Source organism: Streptomyces sp. NPDC005722 (assembly GCF_040630935.1).
Classification (GTDB): domain Bacteria; phylum Actinomycetota; class Actinomycetes; order Streptomycetales; family Streptomycetaceae; genus Actinacidiphila.
This window is the reverse complement of record NZ_JBEXYN010000009.1, coordinates 170503-192862: the sequence shown is the minus strand read 5'-3', so window position 1 is coordinate 192862 and position 22360 is coordinate 170503. Positions and strand designations below refer to the sequence as shown.

Below are 22360 nucleotides of genomic sequence, written 5' to 3'. Positions count from 1 at the left end.
CGCGCTCACTTGAGCCCGGAGAAGCCGATGGAGTTGACGATCCGCTTGCCGAAGGCGAGGAACAGCAGCAGCATCGGCAGCGCCGCGATGAGGGCGGCGGCCATCAGCCCCGCCCAGTCGGGCGCGGCCTGCGGCGACGACTGCTTGAACACGCCGAGGGCGAGCGTCAGCGGCTGCGCACCGGGGTCGTTGGTGACCAGCAGCGGCCACATGTAGTCGTTCCAGGCGTTGACGAACATCAGCAGTGACACGGTCGCGATCGGCGCCGCCGACATCGGCAGGATGATGCGGTAGAAGATCCGCAGCGGGCCCGCGCCGTCGATGATCGCGGCCTCCTCGATCTCGCTGCTCAGGCCGAGCATGAACTGCCGCAGGAAGAACACCGTGAAGGCCTGGAAGAGCCCGCCGGGCAGGATGAGGCCGGCGAAGGTGTTGGTGAGTCCGACGTCCTTGATGAAGACGAAGTTCGGCAGCAGCGTGAAGACGCTCGGCACCATCAGCGCACTGATGAGGACGCCGAACACCAGGTTGCGGCCGCGCCAGTGCAGGCGCGCGAAGGCGTAGGCCGCGCAGGCGGAGAACAGCACGATGAGCACGGTCTGCACCGATGCGTAGATCAGCGAGTTGCGCAGGTAGAGCGCGATGTCGAGGGAGGCGCCCGAGCCGCCCTGGGCCTGGGCCTCGGCGAGGGAGGCCAGGCCCAGCGCCCGTTTGAAGGCGCCGAAGGTGAAGCCGACGGGCAGCGGCGAGGAGGGGTCGGTGGCCAGCCGGTAGTTGTTGGACAGCGCGGTGCGCAGGATCCAGTAGAAGGGGAAGAGGGTGATCAGCGCGACGAGGCCGAGGTAGGCCCAGGCCACGATCCGGCCGGGGGTCGCCCTGCGGGTGCGGGGGCGCCGCACGCTCGTCGTACGGGGCGCGAGGGGGAGCGTCATCGGGGGCCTCCTTCAGTTCAGGTCGGATTCGTCGGCCCGCGCGAGCCGGAGCTGGGTGAAGGTGACCGTGATGAGCAGGACGAACAGGGCCAGCGACATGGTCGCCGCGTAGCCGAAGTCGAACTGGCGGAAGGCCTTGTCGTAGATGTACATCTGCAGCACGTTCGAGGCGTTCGCGGGGCCGCCCCTGGTGGTGACGGCGACGATGTCGAAGACCTGGAAGGCGTTGATCACCGTCAGGACGACCACCATCACGAGGATCGGCCGCAGCAGCGGCACGGTGAGGCGGCGGAACATCTGGAACTCGCTCGCGCCGTCCACCCGGCCGGCCTCGTAGATGGTGGACGGGATGGTCTGCAGGCCCGCGAAGATCAGCAGGGAGTAGTAGCCCATCCACTTCCAGACGCTGATCGCGGCGAGCGAGGGGATCGCCCACGGGCCGCTGCCGAGGAAGAGGACCGGGTGGCCGATGACGTGGTCGAGCACGATGTTGATGACCCCGAGGTGCGGGTCGAGCATCCACTGCCACACCAGCGCGGCGATCACGTTGGAGATCAGGAACGGCAGCAGCATCACGCCGCGCAGCGCCGAGGAGTCGGTGACGCGGTGCAGGACCACCGCGGTCACCAGGGAGACCAGGGTGCCGAAGACGACGGACAGGACGACGAACCAGAGGGTGACGAGGAGCGAGTGCCAGAAGACCCCGTCCCCGAACATCTCGTGGAAGTTCGCCAGTCCCACCCAGCGCGGCGGGGTGAGGACGTGGAACTCGGTGAAGCCCAGGTAGATGCCGCGCAGGGTCGGGTAGGCGTAGAAGATCGCGAACCCGACGACGGCGGGCAGGATCAGCAGCAGCGCGACCGGCAGGTCCCGCCGCCGGGCCGCCGCCGACCGGGTCGCGGTCACGCGCCGGGGCCGGCGGCGGCCGGTGTCCTTGCGGACCTTCAGGGGTCCGCGGGCCTTCGGGGCCGAAGAGGCCGTGGTGGCCCCCGCACCGGCTGCGCCGGACGGTGGTGCCACCGGCGTCGTGTGGTTGTCCTGCGATGTGACCACCACGGCACTCTCCTTCACGTGCGTCGGGTCGAACGGGTGGGGCGGGTCGAGCGGTTGGCAGGGCTGGGGCGGTCAGGGCTGGGGCGGTCAGGGCGGCCGGGACGGTGTCCGCTGCCGCCCTGACCGCCGGTCAGACGGTGATCCGGTCGACGTCGGACACGTAGTCGGACGGGTTGCCGAAGGCGATCGTGTTGGCGCCCGCCTTCAGTCGGACGGGCACGGTGACCGAGCGCGGGCGGCCCCAGTCGTTGTCGTTGCCGCCGTGCAGCGGCAGCTGGAAGGCGGTGCCGTTGACGGTGACCACAGCGGTGCGGCCCGAGGATCCGTCGGTGAAGTCCACCGTCATCAGGTAGGTGCCGTCCTCCGGCGCCGTCACGTCCTTGATCGTCACGGAGGCGTCGACGCCCAGGTTGCCGACCTTCTTGCCGCCGGAGCAGCGGGAGCAGTCGCTGATGCTCGCGTTGCCGGTACGCGGGTTCACGGAGGCCTCCGCCTCGTAGGCGGTGGGTCCTTCGGCGGCGGGGGTGGTGACGGAGACGGCGTTGCTCGGTGCGGACGTGCGGCCCCGGGCGTCGTGGGCGGCCACGGTGAACGCGTGGCCGGTGGCGGCGTGGAGGCCGGTGACGGTGGCGGAGGTACCGTCCACGGTGGCGACCTTGGCTCCGTCGGCGTACACGTCGTAACCGGTGGTGGCGGTACCGGTGTTCACCGCGTCCCAGGCGAGCGAGACGCTGCCGGCCGTGGCGGCGGTGGCGTGGACGCCGAGCGGCACGCCGGGCCTGCCGGTCACGTTCGCCGGGGTGACGCGCAGCAGCCGGGAGCCGTGCGGGGGCAGGTTGTCGGTGAAGCCGCCGTCGACCCTGCCGAGGTTCCTGCGGCTCCACAGGTCGCGGACGGCGGGCTTGCCGCTGATGCCCAGCTCGCTCCAGTCGGCGGTGACGTCGGAGTACCCCTTGCCGAGGTTGAACAGGGCCACCGTGTAGCTGCCGTCGGCGTTGCGGGCGTACCAGACCTGCTGCGGGGTGTCCTGGCTGAGCGGCCTGGCGGGGTTGCCGGCCTGGTCGACGGCGATGACCTCGTCGTTGGTGAGCAGCGACAGGCCGTACGCGTCGAGCTTGGTGAGGTCGTCGCCGATGTAGAGCGGCGCGCTCTCGATGGCCCACAGCGTCATGTGGCTCTGCCGCTCGACCTCGTTGAGGCCGTCGAGCGGGCCGGCGCCGACGTCGAGGGAGTCGAGGTTGTTCCAGTGCCCGGGCCCGGCGTCGTCGATCCAGGGGACGACGTCGTTCCACCGCTGCTTGACCGAGTTGTTCCAGGTCACCAGGGTGTCGCAGTAGCACTCGACGTCGGTGTCCACGCGCCAGCCGTTGGAGTTCTCCTTCCAGACGTCCACCTTGTCGTGGCTGAGCGACCAGGACAGGATGAACTGGATGGGCCGGCCGGTCCGCTCCAGCGCGGCGTGCCAGGTCTTGATGTCGGGGACGTTGTCGTGTGCCGCGTCACCCTGGTTGGAGCCGGGGCCGACACCGTCGATCTTCAGGAAGTCCACTCCCCAGCCGGCCAGTTGGTCGGCCACGGACTGGATGTACTTCTCGGTGCACGGGCTGGCGAAGTTCAGCTGGTAGGAGACGTTGTCCCAGCCGCTGGTCTTGCGGAGGTCGGGGTAGACGATGTCCTTGGTCGTGCACCCCGGCGCGCCGTGGATCGGCGTCCTGCCGTCGTCGTACGTGTCGATGTACAGGCCGACCGCCAGGTAGAGCCCGAACTTCAGGCCCTTGGCGTGCAACTGGTCGCCGAGCCACTTCATGCCGTGCGGGAACTTGACGGGGTCCGCGACGGGGCGGCCGTACTCGTCGGAGAGGCTCTTGTTCGTCGCGCTGCCGACGTTCCAGCCGGCGTCCACGTTGACGTACTCGTAGCCGTGCCGCTTCAGCTTCGAGGCCAGTATGTCGGCCTGCTGCAGCACGTGCGGCTCGGTGAGCCAGGAGCCGCCGTAGCCGGGGAAGTTGGTCGACTCCAGGCTCCAGCTGCTCCAGCCCATGTAGGGCTTGGCGGCCACGACGGGGTCGGCACCGGAGCCGGCGGCCCCGGCCCGGGACGCGGCGGCGACGGACGACGCCGTGGACGACGCCGACGCCGACGCGGGGGCGGCGGGCGACGCGGCGGCGGGCGACGCGGCGGCGGGCACCGCCAGGGCCGTGGCGAGCGCGGTGGCGACGAGCGCGGGCACGGCGGCCCTGCCCATGCCGCCGCGTCCGCGGGTCCCGGGCCATCTGAGACGTGCGAGTAGAGCTGAACGGGCCATGGGGGCACTCCATCCCGGCGCGACGGCGTCCGCTTCGAGTGGGCAGGGGGTACGGCAGGCAAGGCGCGTCCCTCGGTGGCGGTCGTCCCGGAACACCACCGAGGGCGGACGTGCTGCGACCGGGGGAGGCTCCGGTCGCACGCCTCGGCCGGGGGCACTACGTCCGCTCCGGGCGAGGAGTGCGGCGAATGTAGCCAGGCTTTCCTTCCACCGTCAACATATTCCGCGGCAAAAATCGGATGTCTGTCCGGCCGAGCCTTCGGCCTTCACCGGAAAACCTGGGCCGCAACCCCCTCCTCTGCTGGGAAAGATGGGATGAGTGGGCGCGGCCGAGCCCCTTCCTTACTTTCCCTTGGAAAGGTATGGTCCGGGACATGAGCCTCGCCGACCAGCCCCCCGCCGCCGTCCTGGTCTTCCAGACCCTGCTCGTCCACGGCCCCCTCACCCGGGCCGAGACCGGGCGGCGCACGGGACTGTCGGCGGGCGCGGTGACCAAGGCCGCGACTCCCCTCCTGGCGGACGGCTGGATCACCGAACTCGGCAGGCCGGCCCGGGAGCGGGCCAGCGGCCGGCCCGCCACGCCCATGGCCGTGCGCGCCGACCGCGCGCGGTTCGTCGGCGTCAAGGTGACCGGCGACGAACTCATCGGTGTGCTCACCGACCTGACCGCCCGGCCGCTGGCCTCCCGGCGCGCCGCACTCGACTCCCGGGACGTCGGGACCGTGGTGCTGGCGATCGCCCGGCTCATCGGGCAGCTGCGCACCGACGCGGGTGCGGAGGAGGACGGCGCCGTCCACAGCGTCGGCGTCACGATCTCGGGCGACGTGGACGGGCAGACCGGCACCGTGCAGTACTCACCGTTCCTCGACTGGCGCCGCGTGCCGCTCGCGCAGCTGGTGGAGTCGGCCTCCGGCATCCCGGCGGTGATCGAGAACGACGTGCGCGCACTGACCGTCGCCGAGCAGTGGTTCGGCGCCGGCGTGGGGCTGTCCTCGTTCGCCCTCGTCACGGTCGGCGCGGGCATCGGCTGCGGGCTGTCCATCGGCGGCCGTGTGGTGTCGGGGGCGCACGGGGTGTCGGGCGAGGTCGGCCACCTGCCGGTGGGCGGCACCGACCGCACCTGCACCTGCGGCAACACCGGGTGCGTCGAGACGGTGGCCTCCACGCACGCCATCACCGAGCAGGCCCGGCAGGCCACCGGCGACCCCGCGCTCACCATGGAGGAGGCGGTACGGCTGGCGCACGCCGACAACACCGCCGTCCGCGCGGTCTTCTCCCGGGCGGGGCACGTGATGGGCCTGGCGATGGCCTCGGTGGCCAACCTCATCGGCCCGGAACGCATCATCATCTCCGGCGAGGGCGTGGCCTCCTACGACCTGTTCGCCGACCAGATCCGGCAGACCTTCGCCGACCACGCCTTCGGTGCGGCGGCCGACTGCGACCTCGTCGTCCGTCCGCTGCCCTTCGAGGAATGGGCACGCGGCGGCGCGGCCGTCGCCGCGCAGCGGGTCTTCGCCCCCGCGAAGTGAGGTCCGCCGCGCGGGCCTTCGGCGCGGGGCGCCGGGAGCAGGAGGCGGCACCTTCATGCCGCTGCACGGCGGCTGTCGGCGGCCGAGATGGGCGCGGCCGTCGCCGCGCAGCGGGTCTTCGCCCCCCGCGAAGTGACGTCCGCCGCGCGGGCCGCTCGGCGCGGAGCGCCGGGAGCAGGAGGCGGCCCCCACCCTCCCACCCGATTGCCCGGCGCGATTGGTGCGGGCCTGCGCAAGTTCGTCTGGGGTCGGCGCCGCGCCGGCGCACGTCCTCAACGCTCGCGGTTCACCCCAACATCCTCGGGCACCGCGTCCGCCGCTCGTCGTTTCCGGGCGCACCCCGACACACCCCCTCCCGCCGTATGGGCGCACAACGGCCGGTGGGGGGTATGGAGGCAGTCCGGAGGCGCCCCGGACCGCTACCTCGGGCGGTGATCGTCGTGCAGCCCGTGCTGGAGACCGGAACCACGGACGGCTTCACCCTCTGGCCGGTGGCCGAGTGGGAGCCGTTCACCTTCATGCCGCTGCACGCCGGGCTGTCGGCGGCCGAGATGGGCGCGGCCGTCGCCGCGCAGCGGGTCTTCGCCCCCCGCGAAGTGACGTCCGCCGCGCGGGCCGCTCGGCGCGGGGGGCCGGGAGCAGGAGGCGGCCCCCACCCTCCCGCCCTCCCCCAGCCTTCGGCCGGGAGGCGCACCCCGCCACACCCCCTCCCGAGGTAGGGGCGCACAACGGCCGGTGGGGGTCAGTGAGGCAACCGGGGTGCCCCGGACCGCTTCCTCGGGCGGTGATCGTCGTGCAGCGCGTGCTGGAGACCGGAACCACGGACGGCTCCACCCTCTGGCCGGTGGCCGAGTGGGAGCTGTTCACCTTCATGCCGCTGCACGGCGGGCTGTCGGCGGCCGAGTTGGGCGCGGCCGTCGCCGCGCAGCGGGTCTTCGCCCCCGCGAAGTGACGTCCGCCGCCCCGGGGCAGCCGGAAAACAGGAGGCGGCCCGGCGTCGCGCCGGTGCAGACTCGGGCGGTGATCGTCGTGCAGCCCGTGCTGGAGACCGGAACCGCGGACGGCTTCGCCCTCTGGCCGGTGGCCGAGTGGGAGCCGTTCACCTTCGTGCCGCTGCACGGCGGGCTGTCGGCGGCCGAGATCGGTACGGCCGTGATGACCGTCGCGGCGTACAACGGCACGGAGGCGGACGATGCGGACCTCCCCGCCCGTTCAGGGGATCCGGTGGAGGCCTTCCTCCTGGGGCTGCTGTCCGAGGAGGACCTCCAGTGCTACGGCGGCTTGCGGATCGCCGACCCCGCGGGCGGGGCCGTGCTGCTTCCCGGCTGCTGCTGCGGCCTGGAGGACTGGCGGGAGACCTGGCTCGGCGTCCTCGACGGCACCGGTGACACGTGGCTCGGCCACAGCCCCTGGCCGCTCGCCGAACGGCGCGGCGACGTCGTCCGTCTGACCGTCGACGCGGAGCGGGACGACGGTCCGGCGTTCGAGGTGGCCGCCGACGTCCTGCGCCAGGGGATCGCCGACGCCGAGCGGGACCTGGCGGCGTTCCTCCGTGCCTGCGCCGGCTGGGCCGCGTCGCGTCTGCCCGGGCACGCCCCGGCGGTCGTCGCCGCGCTCGCCCGCGCGGTCGGCATGCCGCCGCCGTAGCCGTGGTGCCCGCGACCGTGTGAGCCCGACCCCGGCGAGGACGACCAGCATGCCCGCCACCACCCTTCCGCCCACCGGCTCGCCGAGCACGAGGGCGCCGAGCCCCACCGACACGACAGGGAGCAGGTAGCCGACGGTGGCCGCGTCGGTCGCGCCCTCGTCGGCGATGACGCGGACCGTCAGGTGGAAGGTGACTCCGGTGCACAGGACACCGAGGACGAGCACCGCGACGACCGGACGCACCGTCAGCGCGATCCCACCGGTGCCGGTCGCGAGGAGGGCCGGGACGCTCAACATGGTCGCGGCGCTCAACTGCGCGGCGGCGAGCGGGAGCGTGCCCGTACCCGTGCCGACGAGCCTGCGCCCCATGTAGGTGAACGCGAGCGCGTAACTCGCCGCCGCGCCCAGCAGGGCCAGGGCGCCCCAGCCCGGCAGACCCGAACGGTGCCAGGGGGCGAAGATCAGCAGGACGCCCGCGAAGCCGGCGAGCAGCCCGCAGAGGCGGGGTCCGCGGATGCCGCGTTCCGTGCCCAGGGCGAGGCCGATGAGCAGCGACCACAGCGGCGTCGTGGCGTTGAGCACGCCGGCGACGCCGGAGTCGACGCTCTGCTCGCCGACGCCGAACAGGAGGAAGGGCAGCGCGTTGCAGAGCAGCGCGGCCAGCGCGATCCGGCCCCACAGCACCCGTCCGCGCGGCAGACGCAGACCCGCACGGCGGCAGAGCAGGAGCAGCAGGGCCGCGCCGGAGGCGCAGCGCAGGAAGGTGACCCAGGCGGGCGGCAACCCCTCCAGTGCGATCTTGATCCAGAGGAAGGTCGACCCCCACAGGAGGGCCAGCACCCCCAGCCGCAACAGCGCCCTCGCGCCCCCACCGCCACCGCTTCCGGACTCCCCGGACATCCCCGCCTCCGCTCGTCGCAACGTCACCGTCCCCCGACGTTCCCCCACCGTGTTCTGGTACGACAAGCGAAAGTTCACGGAGCTACCGTTAAGCTGGGCTACATGCTCGACGTGCGCCGCATGCAGGTCCTCCGGGCGGTGGTGACCAGCGGCTCGGTCACCGCGGCCGCCACCCATCTCGGTTACACGCCCTCGGCGGTCAGCCAGCAGATCGCCGTCCTGGAGCGGCAGGCCGGGATCCCGCTGCTCGAACGCGTCGGACGCGGCGTCCAGCCCACGCCCGCCGGACTGCTGCTCACCGAGTACGCCGCCCGCATCGGCAGGGAGGTGGCCGAGGCCGAGACGGCGCTCGCCGACCTGCGCGCGGGCCGCAGCGGCCGGCTGACGGTGCGCTACTTCCCCACGGCGGGAGCGGACCTGGTCGCCCCGGCGGTCGCGCGGCTGCGTCGTGAGCATCCGGGGGTGCGGATCGACCTCGGCCTGGTCGACCCCGGCGATCCGCTGCCGGAGGTGGAGAAGGGCCGCGCGGACCTGGCGATCGTGGTGCGGCCCCGAGGGCAGGGCCGGGAGGGGCTGCGCCTGGTGCACCTGCGGGACGACCCGTACCGGGCGGTCCTCCCCAAGGGCCACCGCCTCGCCGCGAAGCGGGTGCTGGACCTCACCGACCTCGCGGGTGAGCCGTGGGTGGGCAGCGAGTCCCCGGACGGTTCGTGCCTGGAGCTGATCCTCCAGGCGTGCGCCGCCGCCGGCTTCAGCCCCGACGTCGTCGTGCAGAGCGAGGACTACGCCACCGCCCAGGGGTTCGTGGCCGCCGGTCTCGGGGTGAGCCTGCTGCCGCTGGCCGCCCTGGCGCACCACCACCCCGGGGTCGTCGTACGGAGGGTGCGCGGCCCGGAACCCGTCCGCGCGGTCCACGCCGCGGTGCGCGAGACCTCGCTGCTGCAACCGGCGCTGCGGGGGCTGCTCGACGCGCTGCGGGACGTCGCACGGGGCCCGGCCGCGGCGGACCCCGCCCACCCCTGACAGACCGTCACATACGCTCTCGCGGGTAACCGATGCCCTCGATGTCCTCGGCCAGCTGCGCGAGCGTGACCTCCGCGTTCAGCGTCGCGACGACCTCCGCGGTGAGCGGACGCAGCGCCTTGACGTGACGTACCGCGTCGAGGTCGACCGGCACCTCGTAGTAGTCCTCGGCGAAGGAGCGGAACGCCTCGGGGGAACGGTCGGTCAGCATCTCGAACAGGTACGAGGCGCCGTCGGCGTCCTCGCGGTCGGCCGGCAGGTCGACGGAGCCGTGCCGCCACGCGTCGTCCCCGGCTCCGCGCCACAGGCAGACGGTCGCGACCGGCACCCCCTCCTCGTCGCAGAACGCCGGCTCCTCCACGTACGCGCGGAAGGCCTCCGGCACCTCGTCGACGACGCCCGGCCACGGTTCGTGGTCCTCCGAACCGTAGGGGCTGACGGGCGACTCGTGGTCGAAGCCGCGGATGAAGGCGCCGGCGGCGGAGAACACGATGGCGTACTCGTCGCCCGACCCGTTGCGCAGGGAGGCCATCTCCTCGTCCGCGTCCCACACGGCGTCGAAGGAGTGGTAGCGGGTCTCCCACTCGGGGCTGAGGATCGCCTCGAGCATCGCCAGGGCGCGGCAGTGGTCGCGCAGTTCGGCGATGGAGGGCAGGAGCGGGGCAACATCGTGGACGGTCACGCGCACATCCAAGCCCATGGCCCCGCCGGCCGCGCACCCGGGGGCCGGGGCGTGCGGAAATCCGTTGCCGCGCCCGCTCCCCGTCGGCCCATCATGGTCGGCGCGACCACTCCGGAAGGCGGACATGCACCCACACACCCCGAGCGGCGACCGGTCCGGGACCGGCACGGCCCTGGTACGCCGGTTGCTGCGCGCGCAGTTCCCCCACTGGGCGGACCTCCCCCTCACCGCCACGGAGTCGGCCGGCACCGCCAACGTCATGTACCGCCTGGGCACGGACATGGCGGTGCGGCTGCCCAGGACCGCGGGCGCCGCGGACGACGTGAAGAAGGAGCACCAGTGGCTGCCGCGGCTCGCGCCGGCGCTCCCCACGGCCGTTCCCGCGCCCCTCGGCAAGGGCGCGCCCGCCGACGGGTACCCCTGGCCGTGGTCGGTGTACGGGTGGCTGGAGGGCGAGCACCCCTCCGTGGGCCGTGTCGCCGAACCCGGCCCGCTCGCCGGGGATTTGGCGGCCTTCGTGGCCGCCCTGCAGCGCGTCGGCCCGGCCGGCGCGCCGCCCGCGTACCGCACCGGGCCCCTTTCCGCGCGCGACGGCGAGACGCGTTCCGCCATCGACGCGCTGCGCCCGGAGGTCGACCCCGCGGCGGCCCACGCGGTGTGGGAGGCCGCGCTGGCGGCTCCGGAACGGCAGGGGCCGCCGGTGTGGGTGCACGCGGATCTGCAGCCGGGCAACCTCCTCGTGGCGGACGGCGGGCTCCGCGCCGTCATCGACTTCGGCTGCGCGGGTCTCGGCGACCCCGCCGTCGACACCATCGCCGCCTGGTACGTGCTGCCCGCCGAGGGTCGCGCCGCGTTCCGTACGGCACTGGGCACCGACGAGGCGACCTGGGCGCGCGGTCGCGGCTGGGCGCTGTCGATCGCGCTGATGGAACTGCTGCACTACCGGGACACCCACGAGCGGATGGCGTCCATCGCCCGGCACGTCCTCGGCGAACTCCTCGCCGTCGGGGAACGCTGAACCCTGCGGGCGGCGCATCCTACCCGCGGCCGTGGGGCCGCTCGCCCGCATCGGTGATTCCCCCACGGGAGGCGTCACGTTCAGTAGCTTCTCCGTCACCAACCGGGGTGGCGGCGCGCGGACGCGCGGACGCCTGGAGAGCGACGGCAAGGAGCGGACGCCGATGGCGAATGTGGAGACCTCCCTCAAGGAGACGATGACGTCGATCGAGGGCAGCGTGGGTGCTGCCCTCGTCGACTACACCAGCGGGATGGCGCTGGGCACGATCGGTGGCGGCAAGGACCTCGACCTCACCGTCGCGGCCGCCGGCAACACCGACGTGGTCCGCGCCAAGGCACGGACGATGAAGGAACTGGGCCTCAAGGAGGAGATCGAGGACGTCCTGATCACCATGGACACGCAGTACCACCTCATCCGGCTGCTCAAGAGCCGTGACGGCAACGGCCTGTTCCTCTACCTGGTGCTCGACCGGCGCAACGCCAACCTGGCGATGGCCCGGCACCGCCTGCGGCGCATCGAGGCCGATCTCGAGCTGTAGCCGCCGGTCCTTCCTCGGGGTCCCGTGTGCCCGGGAATTGAAGAATCCTTCAATTCGGCACATCCTGATCCGCACAAGCACGGCGGTGCACGGGCCCCCGAGGGGGAAGGATTGGACGCAGCATCGCGCCGGTGGGAGCGGGGAGCCGCCGCCGGCGGGTGCGGGAAGGGCCGTCGGAATCCGGGCAGGAGCGATCAGACGATGCAGGTACCCCTGTACCAGGCCAAGGCGGAGTTCTTCCGCATGCTCGGGCACCCCGTGCGGATCAGGGTCCTGGAGCTGCTCCAGAACGGCCCGGTGCCGGTGCGGGACCTGCTGAACGAGATCGAGATCGAGCCCTCGAACCTGTCGCAGCAGCTCGCGGTGCTGCGCCGGTCCGGCATCGTGGTGTCGATACGCGAGGGCTCCACCGTCAGCTACGCCCTCGCCGGCGGGGACGTCGCCGAACTCCTGCGCGCGGCCCGCCGCATCCTCACCGAACTGCTCGCGGGCCAGACGGAGCTGCTCGCCGAACTCCGCCAGGCCGACGCCCCGGCCACACACTCGGAGGAGCAGGTCAGCCACCCCGCCGGCTGAGCGTTCCGGCGCCGGCTGGGCCAGAATGGTCGGGAGGTGAGCGCCATGACGCCTTGGCGGGTTCGTGATCTGGAGGAAGGCGACCTGGACCAGGTCGTGCGGATCTGGGAGGAGTCGCGCGACACGGCCGAGGATCCCGCGGTGACCCTCGCGGAGGTGGTCGGGGCGCTGCGCGTGGGGGCGCCCGCGGTGGTGGCGGTGGTCGGTGACCGGGTCGTGGGGGCCGCCGTGTCGTCGACGGCCCAGGAACGCGCCTGGGTGCTGCGGCTGGCCATCGCCCGGCAGTGGCGGCACCACGGGATGGGCTCGGCGCTGCTGGCCGCCCTGGAGGAGAGCCTCGGCCAGACAGGGGTGCGCCGGATCGGGGCGCTGTTGCCGGCGGGCGAGGTCGGCGAGCAGGCGTTCCGGAACTCGGGCTACTCCTTCCGCCCCGGGCTGGGCTACTTCGAGAAGCTGCTGTCGGCCGACTCCGCGGAGGCCGTGCTGCTGGACCAGCTCGGTGGCGCGGTCCCGGAGGAGGGGCTGTGGGACCGCATCGCGGGCATGGCCGCGGAGAAGACGCTCATCGAGCGGCGGCTGGTGCTGCCGCTGGAGAACCCGGGGGTCGCGGAGCGCTACCGCCTCGTCCCACCGCGTGCCGTGGTGCTGTTCGGTCCCCCGGGCACGGGCAAGACGACCTTCGCGAAGGCGGTGGCGTCCCGGCTGGCGTGGCCGTTCATCGAGGTGCTGCCGTACCGGCTGGCGGAGGACGCGCACGGGGTGGCGGACGGGCTGCGCCGGTTGTTCGCCCGCGTCGAGCACCTGGAGCAGGTGGTGCTCTTCTTCGACGAGGCGGAGGAGATCGCCTCGGAGCGGCAGGACCCGTCCACCCTGGCCCACCGGGTGACCAACGAGCTCCTGAAGCTCATCCCGCAGTTCCGGCGCGGCGAGCGCCGGCTGCTGATCTGCGCGACCAACGCGGTGCGCTCGCTGGACCCGGCCTTCCTGCGCCCCGGCCGCTTCGACTTCCTGATCCCGGTCGGCCCGCCGGACCCCGCGGCCCGCCGGGCCATCTGGGTCCGCTACATCGGGCCGGACCGTGTCACGGACATCGACCTGGACGCGCTGGTCGAGGCCAGCGACCGCTTCACGCCGGCGGACATCGAGTACGCGGCCCAGGCCGCCGCGCAGACCGCCTTCGAACGGCACCTGGCGACGGATCCGCGCACCACGGCGGATCTGACGCACCGCACCGAGGACTACCTGCAGGCCGTCGCCCGCACCCGCACCACGCTCACGACGGAGGACATCCGCGCCTTCGACCACGACCTGCGCTCCGCCGCACGCGTGTGAGGCCCGCGGGGCCCGTTGGACGGCGGTGAACGCTCCGCGCCAGGTTCGTGGCCGAAACCGGCGGACATCCGCGATGTGCGGGCGGCGTCCCCCCTCGGGGCCCTATGGTGATCGTGGGTCGGCAGATACGCGCTCCCCCGTCCGTGTCTGCCGGCCCGCCCTGTCTTGGGGGCCCGGCGGGTGCCGGGCCCCGAGGGACGTCAGGACAGCTCGGGGACGTCGATCCGGTCGATGTCCGGGGCGTACCCGGTGCCGCTGCCGAAGGTGACGGTGTTGGCGCCCGCCTTGAGCATGACGGGGACACTGACCGTCTCGACGGTGCCCCAGTCGCCCGTGGAGGCGAACCTGTGGGCGGTGGCGGCGCCGCCGTTGGCGGAGACCTGGACGGTGCGGGCGTCACCGCTCACGTAGGCGACGTCGACCAGGTAGGTGCCGGCCCTCTTCACCACGACGTCGCCGAAGGTGAGCGAGCCCCCGAGGTAGAGGTTGCCGGCCTTGCGGCCGCCGGAGCAGGCGGAGCAGTCGGCGAGGGAGGCGTTGCCGGCCAGGGTGTTGCCCGGGGCCTCCGCCTCGTAGCCGGTCGTGCGCACGGCGGGGCCGTGCGGGGTGACGGTGAACAGGCGCGAGCCGTGCGCGGGGAGGGACGCGGTGACCTTGTCCTTGACGGCGCCGAGGTCCTCGTGGTTCCACAGGTCGCGGACGAGGGCGCGACCGGAGAAGCCGAGCGAGGTCCAGTCGGCGGTCACGGCGGCGGGGGCGTCGCCGAGGTTGAACAGGGCGACGGTGTAGCTGCCGTCGGCGTTCCTCGCGGCCCAGACCTGCCGGTCGCCGGCGGGGGTGACCGGGCGGGCCGGGCGGGTGCCGGACTGGTTGAGGGCGATGACCTCGCGGTTGGTCAGCAGGGACAGCCCGTAGTCGTCGAGGCGGGTGAGGTCGTCACCGGTGTACAGCGGGGACTTGGCGATGGCCCACAGCGTCATGTAGGTCTGCCGCTCGGCCTTGGTGAGGCCGTCCATCCTCCCGTTGCCGACGTCGAGGGAGTCCAGGTCGTTCCAGCCGCCGGGACCGCCGTGCCGGCTCCACGCCGCCGCGTCGTCGAAGCGGTCGTCGACCGAGTTCTCCCAGCTGACGAGGGTGTCGCAGTAGCACTCGACGTCGGTGTCGATGCGCCAGCCGTTGGAGAGCTTCTTCCAGTCGGCGACGTGGCCGATGTCCAGCGACCAGGACAGTTCGAGGTGGATGGTGCGGCCGGTGGCGGCGATGGCCTTCTGCCAGGCGGCGATGTCGGCGCGGTTGTCGTAGTTGTCACCGCTCTTGAAGGAGCCGGGGCCGACGCCGTCGATCTTCAGGAAGTCGTAGCCCCAGTCGGCGATCATCCGCGCCTGGGAGTCGACGTACTTCTGCGCGCAGGGGTTCGAGAAGTCGATCTTGTAGGAGCTGTCCCAGCCGTTGGTGGTGCGCAGGTCGTCGTAGACGATGTCGGCGGTGGTGCAGTCGGTGGTGTTCCAGATCGGCAGCTTGCCGTCGCCGTACCCCTCCTTCTCCAGGCCGACGGGCAGGTAGATGCCGGCCTTGAGCCCCTTGCCGTGGATGTGGTCGGCGACCGCCTTCATGCCGCGCGGGAAGCGCTCCGGGTCGGGGGTCTGCCGGCCGTACGCGTCGAACTCGGGCTTCCAGCTCTGGTCGCGCCACCAGCCGGCGTCGAGGTTGACGTGGTCGTAGCCGTACTTCTTCAGCTTGGCGGCGAGGGCGTCGGTCTGCTTGAGGACGTTCGCCTCGGTCAGGTAGCTGTAGTCGCCGGTGGGGTTGAGACCGGGGTACTTCGAGGACTGCATGCTCCAACTGGACCAGCCCATGTAGGGCTTGGCGGCGACCTGGTGCGCGGTGGCGGTCGTCGCGGCGGGCGCGGCGTCCGGGCCGGTCGCCCCGGCCGCGGGGACGGCCGCCGACACTCCGGCGGTGAGGGCCAGGACGAGCAGCGTCCTGGCGGCGGTCGAGGACAGGGGGGAGCGCGAGGGTGACCGCATGGGTCGGGCCTCCTGGGGGTGGGGGGTACGGCGGGTGGGGGGTGCCGGGCCTGACGAGGTCAGCCCTTGCCGGAGCCGATGGTCAGGCCGCTGATGAACTGCCGCTGGAGCGCGAAGTACACCAGCAGGGTGGGGATCGCCGTCATCAGGGCGCCGGCGGCGATGAGGTTGGGGTTGGTGAAGTACTGGCCCTGCAGGTTGGCCAGGGCCGAGGTGATGGGCCGCTTGTCACCCGTCTCGATGAGGGCGAGCGGCCAGAAGAAGTCGTTGTAGATCCAGATCGACTCCAGCGTGGCCAGCGCGGCGAAGGCCGGCCGGCACAGCGGGAGGATGATCTGGAAGAACTGCCGCCACACCGGGGCGCCGTCGACGAGGGCGGCCTCGGAGATCTCGCCCGGGATCGTCTTCATGTAGTTGCTCAGCACGAAGGTGCAGAAGCCGCACTGGTAGGCGATGTGGATGGCGATGATGCCCCACGTCGAGTTGTACAGCAGCAGCGAGTCGCTCATCCACGCCGGCAGCGGCACCAGCAGGTAGAGCCGGTAGAGCGGGGTGATCAGCACCTGCGCGGGCAGCAGGTTGCCCGCGGTGAAGAGCATCAGCAGCGCGATGTTCCACCGGAAGTCGAAGCGGGAGACGAAGAAGGCGACCGCGGCGGAGAACAGCAGGGTGCCCAGCACCGACGGGACGGTGATGAGGACCGAGTTCCAGAAGAAGTGCGGCATGCCGGACTGGTTCCAGGCGTCGGTGTAGTTCTGCAGGCTGATGCCCCGGGGCCAGGACAGGTAGCCGTGCTTGCTGGTGTCCGCGTAGGGGCGCAGCGAGGTGTACACGGCCCACAGCAGTGGCAGCAGCCACAGCAGCGCGATGGTGGCGAGCATCAGGTGGCGGCCGGTCTGCCGCGGGGGCTTCGAGGCGCCGCCGCCGTGCGGCGGTTCGTCGCGGGGGCGGGCCGGGGTGACGGGCGGGGCGGCGGTCGTGGTCACCGGTCCTCCTTGCGGAAGGTCTGGACGAGGAAGGTCCCGATGGCGGCGAGGGAGACCAGGAGCAGGACGACCGCGAGAGCGGAGCCGTAACCGATGTGACTGGACTCGCCGATGATGTTGTCGGTGATGAGCAGCGACAGCAGTTCCATGCCGGGCTTGCTGCCGACGCCGCCGCCGAGCACGTAGACGACGTCGAAGGCCCGCAGGGACTCCATGACGGTGACGACGAGGATGATGACGTTGACCGGCTTGAGGGCGGGGAAGACCACCTTCAGGAAGGTCTGGCGGCCGTTGGCGCCGTCGAGGGCGGCGGCCTCCTTCAGGGCCGGGTCGAAGCCCTTCAGCCCGGCCAGGTAGAGGATCATGATGTAGCCGGTGTGCCGCCAGGCCGAGGCGACCAGGACGGCCCACAGGTTGAGGTCGGGGTCGCCTAGCCAGTCGATGTGGTGGCCGGGGGCCGCCGCGTTCAGGATGCCGTCCAGCAGGCCGGTGTCGGGGTTGTAGATGATCTCCCAGATGAGGCCGACGACGGCCAGCGAGAGCACCATCGGCAGGAAGATCGCCGTCTGGTAGACCCGGGTGAAGCGCAGCTTCCGGTCGAGCTGGTAGGCGAGGAAGATCCCGAACGGGGTGGGCAGCAGCGCGGTGAAGAGCAGCCAGATGACGTTGTGCCGCACCGCCGGCCAGAACGGCGGGTAGTTGGTGAGGATCTGGTGGTAGTTGTCGAGCCCGACCCAGTGGATGTCGGACAGGTAGATGCCGTCCCAGCTGGTGAAGGACAGGCCCATGGAGGCCAGGGCCGGCAGCCAGACGAAGACCAGGAGGGCGAGCAGCGGCACGCCGACGACGACCGTCAGGAACAGCCGGTCGCCGGGGCCGAGCCGGCGGGGGCGGCGCCGGGGCGCCGCGGTGGCGGGGGCCTGCGGCCCGGGGACGGGGGGTGCGGTGGGGGACGCGGAGGGCACGGTGAACCTTCCCGGTCCGGTCAGGAGGTGAAGAAGCGCGAGCGCTGCGACTCGATGCGCTTGAGCAGGGCGGCGCCGTCGTCCGGGTGGCCGAGCCACTGGGTGAGTCCGGGCAGGACGACCGTGGAGATGAACCCGGGGTCGCTGTCGCGGTCGGCGAACTGGGTGATGTGCTTGGCGGAGGCGATGAGTTCGGCGGACTTCTTCTGCAGCGGGTTGTAGGAACCCGTGTCAGCCTGCGCGTGGACGGCCACGTTGCTGGGGTCGACGCCCATGTAGAGGCCCTCGGCCTTGGCGCCGCCGAGGAACTCCAGCAGCTTCTTGGCGCCCTTCTCGTTCTTGGGACGGCGGCTGAGCATGAAGCCGTCCGTGGGCGCCTCGACGGCGTCCTGGCCGTTGGCCGGGTCGATCTCGGGGAAGGGGAAGAAGTCGATGTCGGCGCGGAGCGCCTCGTCGGAGACCTGCTGGCCGAGGAAGAGGCCGATGACCGCCATGCCGGACTTCTTGTCCAGCAGTGACTGGGCCGCGTCCTGCCAGGAGCGTCCGCCGGCGCCCTGCTGGTAGTAGGGGCTGATCTCGCGCCACAGGTCGAGGGTGGTGGCGGCGCGCTTGTCGGTCCAGGAGACCTCGCCCCGCATCAGGGACATGTGGAACTCGTAGCCGTTGGCCCGCAGGTTGAGGTAGTCGAAGGCGCCGAGGATGCTCCAGGCGTCGCCGCCGCCGTAGCCGGAGGCGATCGGGGAGAGGCCGTCCTTCTTCATCCGCTTGGCGAGCGCGGTGAACTCGGACCAGGTGCGGGGCACGGTGTAACCGCGCTCCTCGAACAGGCTCTTCCGGTAGAAGACGCCCCAGGGGTAGTTGTACAGCGGGACGAAGTAGAACTTGCCGTCCTCGCCGCGGGAGAGCTGCTTGGTGGCCTCGCTGAAGCCGCCGCCTATCTTCTCCCACACGTCGTCGAGCGGGGTGGCCAGGCCCTTCTTGGCGAAGTACTGCATGCGGTATCCGGCGAACCAGGTGAAGACGTCGTCCGGAGTGCCCTGCAGGTAGCTGGAGATGCTCTTCTGGAAGCTGTCGTGGTCGACGGTGTTGGTCTTGACCGTCAGGCCGCTCTCCTTGGCGAAGGCCTTGGTGACCGCGGCGTAGGCGGACTTGGGCGTGGCGTCGGCCCCGTTGGACCCGAAGGTCACCGTCTTGGGGTCGGCCGTCGCTCCCCCGCCGCAGGCGGTGAGGAGGGGGGCGGCGAGCGTCGCGGCCCCGAGCCCGAACAGTCCGCCGACCACGGTGCGGCGGCTGGGCTGAAGCGCGGTCGGGACGGTGCGGCTCTGCAGCGTCATCGCTACTCCTAGTACGTGTCTGATCTGATGAAGGACTGGATCGCGGTGGCCGCGGCCCCGCGCGCCCACTCCTCGAAGGGCAGCGGCCGCGTCCGCAGGTCGCACTGCCCGGCGGTGCCGAAGGCGGAGGCGGCGAACGCCTCGAGGATCTGGTCGGCGAACAGGTCGTGGGCCACCAGGCCCTCGCCCGAGATGATCACGCGTTCCGGGCCGAAGAGGTTGGCCACCGAGCCGATGGCCCGGCCGATCGCCTCGCCGGCCCGCGCGTACACCTCCCTGGCCCCCGGGTCTCCCCCGTGGGCCAGTCGCAGCGCCTCGGCGGCGTCGGCCACGGGGGTGCCCGTCGCCTCGCGGACGGCGCGGACGATGGCGGGGTCCGCCGCGATCGCCTCCACGCAGCCGCGGTTGCCGCAGTGGCACAGGGGTCCCGCCGGGTCGATGGACAGGTGGCCGATCTCACCGGCCACCCCGTACGCGCCCGAGACGACGCGCCCGTGCACGACGAGGCCGCAGCCGATGCCGGCGCCGACCGTCACCACGGCGAAGTCGGACAGGCCCACGCCGGCGCCGAACCACTGCTCGGCGACGGTAAGCGCCCTGACGTCGTTGTCGACGGTGACGGGCAGGCCCGTGGTCATCGCCGCCAGTTCGGCCAGCGGGACGTCGCGCCAGTCGAGGAACGGCGAGTAGCGCACCACGCCGCCGGCCCGGTCCACGTCACCGGAGACCGCGATGCCCAGGCCGCTGACGGCGACGCCGAAGCCGTCCGCCTCCGCCAGCAGTTCGTGCACCAGCGCGGCCGCCGACTCCAGGACGGCCCTGGGGCCGGGGGCGGGCAGCGGCACGTGGCGGGAGGTGCGGATCCGGCAGCACAGGTCGGTGAGCACGCCGATGATCTCGTCCCCGGTGATCTTGAGGCCGATGAACAGCGCCCGGCCGCCGTCCACCCGTACGGGGTTGGCCGGCCGTCCCAGGGAGGGGCGGGCCTCCTCGTCCACGTCCTCGACGAGGTAGCCGGCCTCGATCAGCGGCCGGACCGCCTTGGTGACCGCGGCCGCGGACAGCCCGGCACGCCTGGCGACCTCGGTGCGGGTGAGCGGACCGTGGCACAGGACGGTGGTGAAGATCTGGGCGGCGGCCGGCGTGTGGGCCGGGAACGCCTCCCCCGGCAGGATCGAGCGCATGGCCGGGAACCTAGGTGGGTTCTTTTCTGCTGTCAATAAAAGAATCAAGGTTCCTCGGAAGTTGCCTCCATGAGGTGCCCTCAGCTTGAAAAGGCCGGATCAGGGTGGGTGTTGACATCTGATCCAAGGTAAGGATTGGCTGCCGACTGTTCCCCTGCACCACCCGAACGTGAGGACCCATGCCCGTGATCTCCCATGCCCCGGACACCGGGATCTGGCTGCTGAGCACCCCGCGCACGTCGTACGCGCTGCGCGTCGACGCCACCGGTGCCCCCTGCCACGTCGCCTGGGGCCCGCGGCTGACCCTCGACGAGGCCGCGGAACTCGCCGTCCCCCCGGGGCCGGACGCGAGCAGCTTCGAGGGCCGGCCCCCGGTGGGCGAGGAGCTCCCCGTCGACGGCGGCGCCCGCTTCGGGCCGCCCTCGCTCCAGGTCCGCTTCGCCGACGGGACCCGGGCCTTCGAGTGGCTCCCGGTGGGACACGAGGTGCGGGAACCGGCGCCCGGCACGGCCGAGTTGTCGCTGCGGTTCCGCGACCGCGTCCACCCGCTGGAGGTCACCCTGCGGTACCGCGTGCACGACGACAGCGACGTCATCGAACGCAGCACCGTCCTGCGCAACGCGGGCGACCGCGAACTCACCCTGCTCCGGGCCGACTCCGCCGCCTGGAGCCTGCCGCCGCTGCCCGGCTACCGGCTCAGCCACGTCACCGGCCAGTGGTCCGCCGAGAGCCGGCTGCGCCGGGACCCGCTGCCGTACGGCGATACCGTGCTCACCAGCCGCCGCGGCATCACCAGCCACCACGCCAACCCCTGGGTGATGCTCGACGCGGGCGACGCCACCGAGACCCACGGCCGGGTGTGGAGCGCCGCGCTGGCCTGGAGCGGCAGTTGGCGGATCACCGCGCAGCGCACGCACGACGGCCGGGCCGGCTTCACCGGGGGCGCCGGGCACGACGGGACGGGCCTGCCGCTCGCCCCCGGCGAGGAGTTCAGCACGCCGGTCTTCGCCGCCGTGTTCACCGACGGCGGCTTCGGCGCCGCCAGCCGCGCCTGGCACGCCCACACCCTGGCCCATGTCCTGCCGCACCCGCGGGAGATCGCGCCGGTGCTCTACAACTCCTGGGAGGCCACCGGCTTCGACGTCGACGAGGCCGGCCAGGCGGCGCTCGCCGCGCGGGCCGCCGCGCTGGGCGTGGAGCTGTACGTCGTCGACGACGGATGGTTCGGCGCCCGGCGCGACGACCGCGCGGGCCTCGGCGACTGGACCCCGGCCGCCGACCGCTTCCCCCGCGGGCTCGCCCCCCTCGCCGACGAGGTGCACCGGCTCGGGATGCGCTTCGGGCTGTGGGTGGAGCCGGAGATGGTCAACCCCGACAGCGACCTGTACCGCACGCACCCGGACTGGGTGCTGCACGTCCCCGGCCGGACCAGGACCGAGCTGCGCAACCAGCTGGTCCTCAACTTCGCGCGGCGGGACGTCGCGGACTGGGCGTACGGCTGGCTCACCCGGCTCGTCGCCGGGAACGGCGTCGACTTCCTCAAGTGGGACATGAACCGCGCGTTCAGCGAGGCCGGCTGGCCCGGCCGCGAGGACGGCGCGGACCGGCTGTGGACGGGGTACGTGCACAACCTCTACGGGGTGATCGACCGGCTCCGCGCCGACCACCCGCGGCTGCGGATCGAGTCCTGCAGCGGCGGCGGCGGCCGGGTGGACCTCGGCATCCTCTCCCGCACCGACCAGGCGTGGCCCTCGGACAACACCGACGCCGCCGACCGCGTGGCCATCCAGCACGGTTACGGCCAGGTCTACCCGGCGCGCACCATGGCCGCCTGGGTGACCGACGTGCCGAACCAGCTGACGCACCGCACGGTGCCGCTGCGCTTCCGCTTCCATGTCGCCATGGCCGGGCTGCTGGGCATCGGCGGCGACCTCGGCCGCTGGTCCGAGGAGGAACTGGCCGCCGGCGCCGAGCTGGTGGCCGAGTACAAGCGGGTCCGGCACCTCGTCCAGCACGGCGCGCTGCACCGGCTGCGCGAGGGCGGCGACGAGGGTCCCACGGTGGTGGAGTACGCCGCCCACGACGGGAGCGAGGCCCTGGTGCTGGTCTGGCAGAGCGTCCGGCGGCACGGCGGTCCGCAGGGCCCGGTGCGGCTGGGCGGTCTCACGCCCGGCGCCCGCTACCGCGACACGCGCACCGGGACCGTGCACCACGCGGCCGTGCTCGGCGGGTACGGGCTCACGCCGGACCTGCCGCCCGGGGACTGGGCCAGCACGGCGGTCCACCTGGTCCGCGTCGCGGAGCGGGACGAGCAGTGACCGCCCGGCGG

The 22360-nt window shown here is 72.4% G+C and carries 19 protein-coding genes; 9 read left to right on the top strand and 10 right to left on the bottom strand.

The genetic code is table 11. From position 1 onward, the window contains the following. Positions 1-5 precede the first annotated feature (5 nt). The 3 genes from ABZ479_RS14215 to ABZ479_RS14205 form a co-directional block, all read right to left on the bottom strand. A complete protein-coding gene (locus ABZ479_RS14215) occupies positions 6-932 on the bottom strand; it encodes a carbohydrate ABC transporter permease (RefSeq protein WP_500461844.1) in 927 nt (308 codons plus the stop codon). 12 nt (positions 933-944) lie between these two features. After that, positions 945-1988, bottom strand: coding sequence for a carbohydrate ABC transporter permease (locus tag ABZ479_RS14210; RefSeq protein ID WP_500461843.1), 1044 nt, complete (start codon positions 1986-1988; stop codon positions 945-947). Between the two features lie 127 nt (positions 1989-2115). After that, positions 2116-4230 carry an alpha-galactosidase D gene (locus ABZ479_RS14205; RefSeq protein WP_500461842.1) on the bottom strand — a complete coding sequence of 705 codons (2115 nt, stop codon included), beginning with the start codon at positions 4228-4230 and terminating at the stop codon, positions 2116-2118. A gap of 434 nt (positions 4231-4664) precedes the next feature. Here ABZ479_RS14205 and ABZ479_RS14200 point away from each other — a divergent pair, with 434 nt between their 5' ends. The 3 genes from ABZ479_RS14200 to ABZ479_RS14190 all read left to right on the top strand — a co-directional run bounded on the left by ABZ479_RS14200 (position 4665) and on the right by ABZ479_RS14190 (position 6771). Continuing rightward, positions 4665-5819: an ROK family protein gene (locus ABZ479_RS14200; RefSeq protein ID WP_500461841.1), complete on the top strand. Its 1155-nt coding sequence runs from the start codon at positions 4665-4667 to the stop codon at positions 5817-5819. 431 nt (positions 5820-6250) lie between these two features. Beyond that, positions 6251-6538, top strand: a complete 288-nt coding sequence (locus tag ABZ479_RS14195) for a hypothetical protein (protein ID WP_500461840.1) — start codon at positions 6251-6253, stop codon at positions 6536-6538. A gap of 65 nt (positions 6539-6603) precedes the next feature. Continuing rightward, a complete protein-coding gene (locus tag ABZ479_RS14190; RefSeq protein WP_500461839.1) occupies positions 6604-6771 on the top strand; it encodes a hypothetical protein in 168 nt (55 codons plus the stop codon). Positions 6772-7031: 260 nt separating this feature from the next. On the opposite strand, the gene ABZ479_RS14185 is transcribed toward ABZ479_RS14190, so the two are convergent. Next, complete coding sequence (locus ABZ479_RS14185) at positions 7032-8366, bottom strand: DMT family transporter (RefSeq protein WP_500461838.1); 1335 nt, start codon at positions 8364-8366, stop codon at positions 7032-7034. Positions 8367-8468: 102 nt separating this feature from the next. On the opposite strand from ABZ479_RS14185, the gene ABZ479_RS14180 reads away from it, so the two are divergent. Next, positions 8469-9389, top strand: coding sequence for a LysR family transcriptional regulator (locus ABZ479_RS14180; protein ID WP_500461837.1), 921 nt, complete (start codon positions 8469-8471; stop codon positions 9387-9389). 7 nt (positions 9390-9396) lie between these two features. Here the strand turns inward: ABZ479_RS14180 and ABZ479_RS14175 are convergent, their stop codons facing one another. Next, positions 9397-10089 carry a hypothetical protein gene (locus tag ABZ479_RS14175; protein WP_500461836.1) on the bottom strand — a complete coding sequence of 231 codons (693 nt, stop codon included), beginning with the start codon at positions 10087-10089 and terminating at the stop codon, positions 9397-9399. 106 nt (positions 10090-10195) lie between these two features. Between ABZ479_RS14175 and ABZ479_RS14170 the strand changes: the two genes are divergently transcribed. The 4 genes from ABZ479_RS14170 (at position 10196) to ABZ479_RS14155 (ending at position 13535) form a co-directional block, all read left to right on the top strand. Continuing rightward, positions 10196-11089 carry an aminoglycoside phosphotransferase family protein gene (locus ABZ479_RS14170; protein WP_500461835.1) on the top strand — a complete coding sequence of 298 codons (894 nt, stop codon included), beginning with the start codon at positions 10196-10198 and terminating at the stop codon, positions 11087-11089. A 163-nt stretch (positions 11090-11252) separates the two neighbouring features. Next, entirely contained in the window at positions 11253-11627 is a 375-nt protein-coding gene (locus ABZ479_RS14165; RefSeq protein WP_500461834.1) for a roadblock/LC7 domain-containing protein, read from the top strand. Positions 11628-11828: 201 nt separating this feature from the next. Continuing rightward, positions 11829-12203, top strand: coding sequence for an ArsR/SmtB family transcription factor (locus ABZ479_RS14160; RefSeq protein WP_500461833.1), 375 nt, complete (start codon positions 11829-11831; stop codon positions 12201-12203). A 45-nt stretch (positions 12204-12248) separates the two neighbouring features. Then, positions 12249-13535, top strand: a complete 1287-nt coding sequence (locus ABZ479_RS14155) for an ATP-binding protein (protein WP_500461832.1) — start codon at positions 12249-12251, stop codon at positions 13533-13535. Between the two features lie 200 nt (positions 13536-13735). Here ABZ479_RS14155 and ABZ479_RS14150 read toward each other — a convergent pair whose 3' ends face one another. The 5 genes from ABZ479_RS14150 to ABZ479_RS14130 are packed head-to-tail and all read right to left on the bottom strand — an operon-like array spanning position 13736 to position 20031. After that, the gene (locus tag ABZ479_RS14150) at positions 13736-15562 is read right to left on the bottom strand and encodes an alpha-galactosidase D (protein ID WP_500461831.1); all 1827 of its coding nucleotides are present in this window, start codon (positions 15560-15562) and stop codon (positions 13736-13738) included. 59 nt (positions 15563-15621) lie between these two features. Beyond that, the gene (locus ABZ479_RS14145) at positions 15622-16548 is read right to left on the bottom strand and encodes a carbohydrate ABC transporter permease (protein WP_499605438.1); all 927 of its coding nucleotides are present in this window, start codon (positions 16546-16548) and stop codon (positions 15622-15624) included. Continuing rightward, positions 16545-17513, bottom strand: coding sequence for a carbohydrate ABC transporter permease (locus tag ABZ479_RS14140; protein ID WP_500461830.1), 969 nt, complete (start codon positions 17511-17513; stop codon positions 16545-16547). Before ABZ479_RS14140 ends, ABZ479_RS14145 begins: the two co-directional genes overlap by 4 nt. A 20-nt stretch (positions 17514-17533) precedes the next feature. Further along, complete coding sequence (locus ABZ479_RS14135) at positions 17534-18847, bottom strand: ABC transporter substrate-binding protein (RefSeq protein WP_500461829.1); 1314 nt, start codon at positions 18845-18847, stop codon at positions 17534-17536. A gap of 8 nt (positions 18848-18855) precedes the next feature. Then, positions 18856-20031: an ROK family transcriptional regulator gene (locus ABZ479_RS14130; RefSeq protein ID WP_500461828.1), complete on the bottom strand. Its 1176-nt coding sequence runs from the start codon at positions 20029-20031 to the stop codon at positions 18856-18858. A gap of 179 nt (positions 20032-20210) precedes the next feature. On the opposite strand from ABZ479_RS14130, the gene ABZ479_RS14125 reads away from it, so the two are divergent. Continuing rightward, positions 20211-22349 carry an alpha-galactosidase gene (locus tag ABZ479_RS14125; protein WP_500461827.1) on the top strand — a complete coding sequence of 713 codons (2139 nt, stop codon included), beginning with the start codon at positions 20211-20213 and terminating at the stop codon, positions 22347-22349. Positions 22350-22360 lie beyond the last annotated feature (11 nt).

Bases quoted from the DNA above. Each gene is read 5' to 3' on its own strand.
- ABZ479_RS14215 (WP_500461844.1), bottom strand. From the start codon at position 932: ATGACGCTCCCCCTCGCGCCCCGTACGACGAGCGTGCGGCGCCCCCGC.
- ABZ479_RS14205 (WP_500461842.1), bottom strand. From the start codon at position 4,230: ATGGGCAGGGCCGCCGTGCCCGCGCTCGTCGCCACCGCGCTCGCCACG.
- ABZ479_RS14200 (WP_500461841.1), top strand. From the start codon at position 4,665: ATGAGCCTCGCCGACCAGCCCCCCGCCGCCGTCCTGGTCTTCCAGACC.
- ABZ479_RS14185 (WP_500461838.1), bottom strand. From the start codon at position 8,366: ATGTCCGGGGAGTCCGGAAGCGGTGGCGGTGGGGGCGCGAGGGCGCTG.
- ABZ479_RS14180 (WP_500461837.1), top strand. From the start codon at position 8,469: ATGCTCGACGTGCGCCGCATGCAGGTCCTCCGGGCGGTGGTGACCAGC.
- ABZ479_RS14175 (WP_500461836.1), bottom strand. From the start codon at position 10,089: ATGGGCTTGGATGTGCGCGTGACCGTCCACGATGTTGCCCCGCTCCTG.
- ABZ479_RS14170 (WP_500461835.1), top strand. From the start codon at position 10,196: ATGCACCCACACACCCCGAGCGGCGACCGGTCCGGGACCGGCACGGCC.
- ABZ479_RS14165 (WP_500461834.1), top strand. From the start codon at position 11,253: ATGGCGAATGTGGAGACCTCCCTCAAGGAGACGATGACGTCGATCGAG.
- ABZ479_RS14160 (WP_500461833.1), top strand. From the start codon at position 11,829: ATGCAGGTACCCCTGTACCAGGCCAAGGCGGAGTTCTTCCGCATGCTC.
- ABZ479_RS14155 (WP_500461832.1), top strand. From the start codon at position 12,249: ATGACGCCTTGGCGGGTTCGTGATCTGGAGGAAGGCGACCTGGACCAG.
- ABZ479_RS14150 (WP_500461831.1), bottom strand. From the start codon at position 15,562: ATGCGGTCACCCTCGCGCTCCCCCCTGTCCTCGACCGCCGCCAGGACG.
- ABZ479_RS14135 (WP_500461829.1), bottom strand. From the start codon at position 18,847: ATGACGCTGCAGAGCCGCACCGTCCCGACCGCGCTTCAGCCCAGCCGC.
- ABZ479_RS14130 (WP_500461828.1), bottom strand. From the start codon at position 20,031: ATGCGCTCGATCCTGCCGGGGGAGGCGTTCCCGGCCCACACGCCGGCC.
- ABZ479_RS14125 (WP_500461827.1), top strand. From the start codon at position 20,211: ATGCCCGTGATCTCCCATGCCCCGGACACCGGGATCTGGCTGCTGAGC.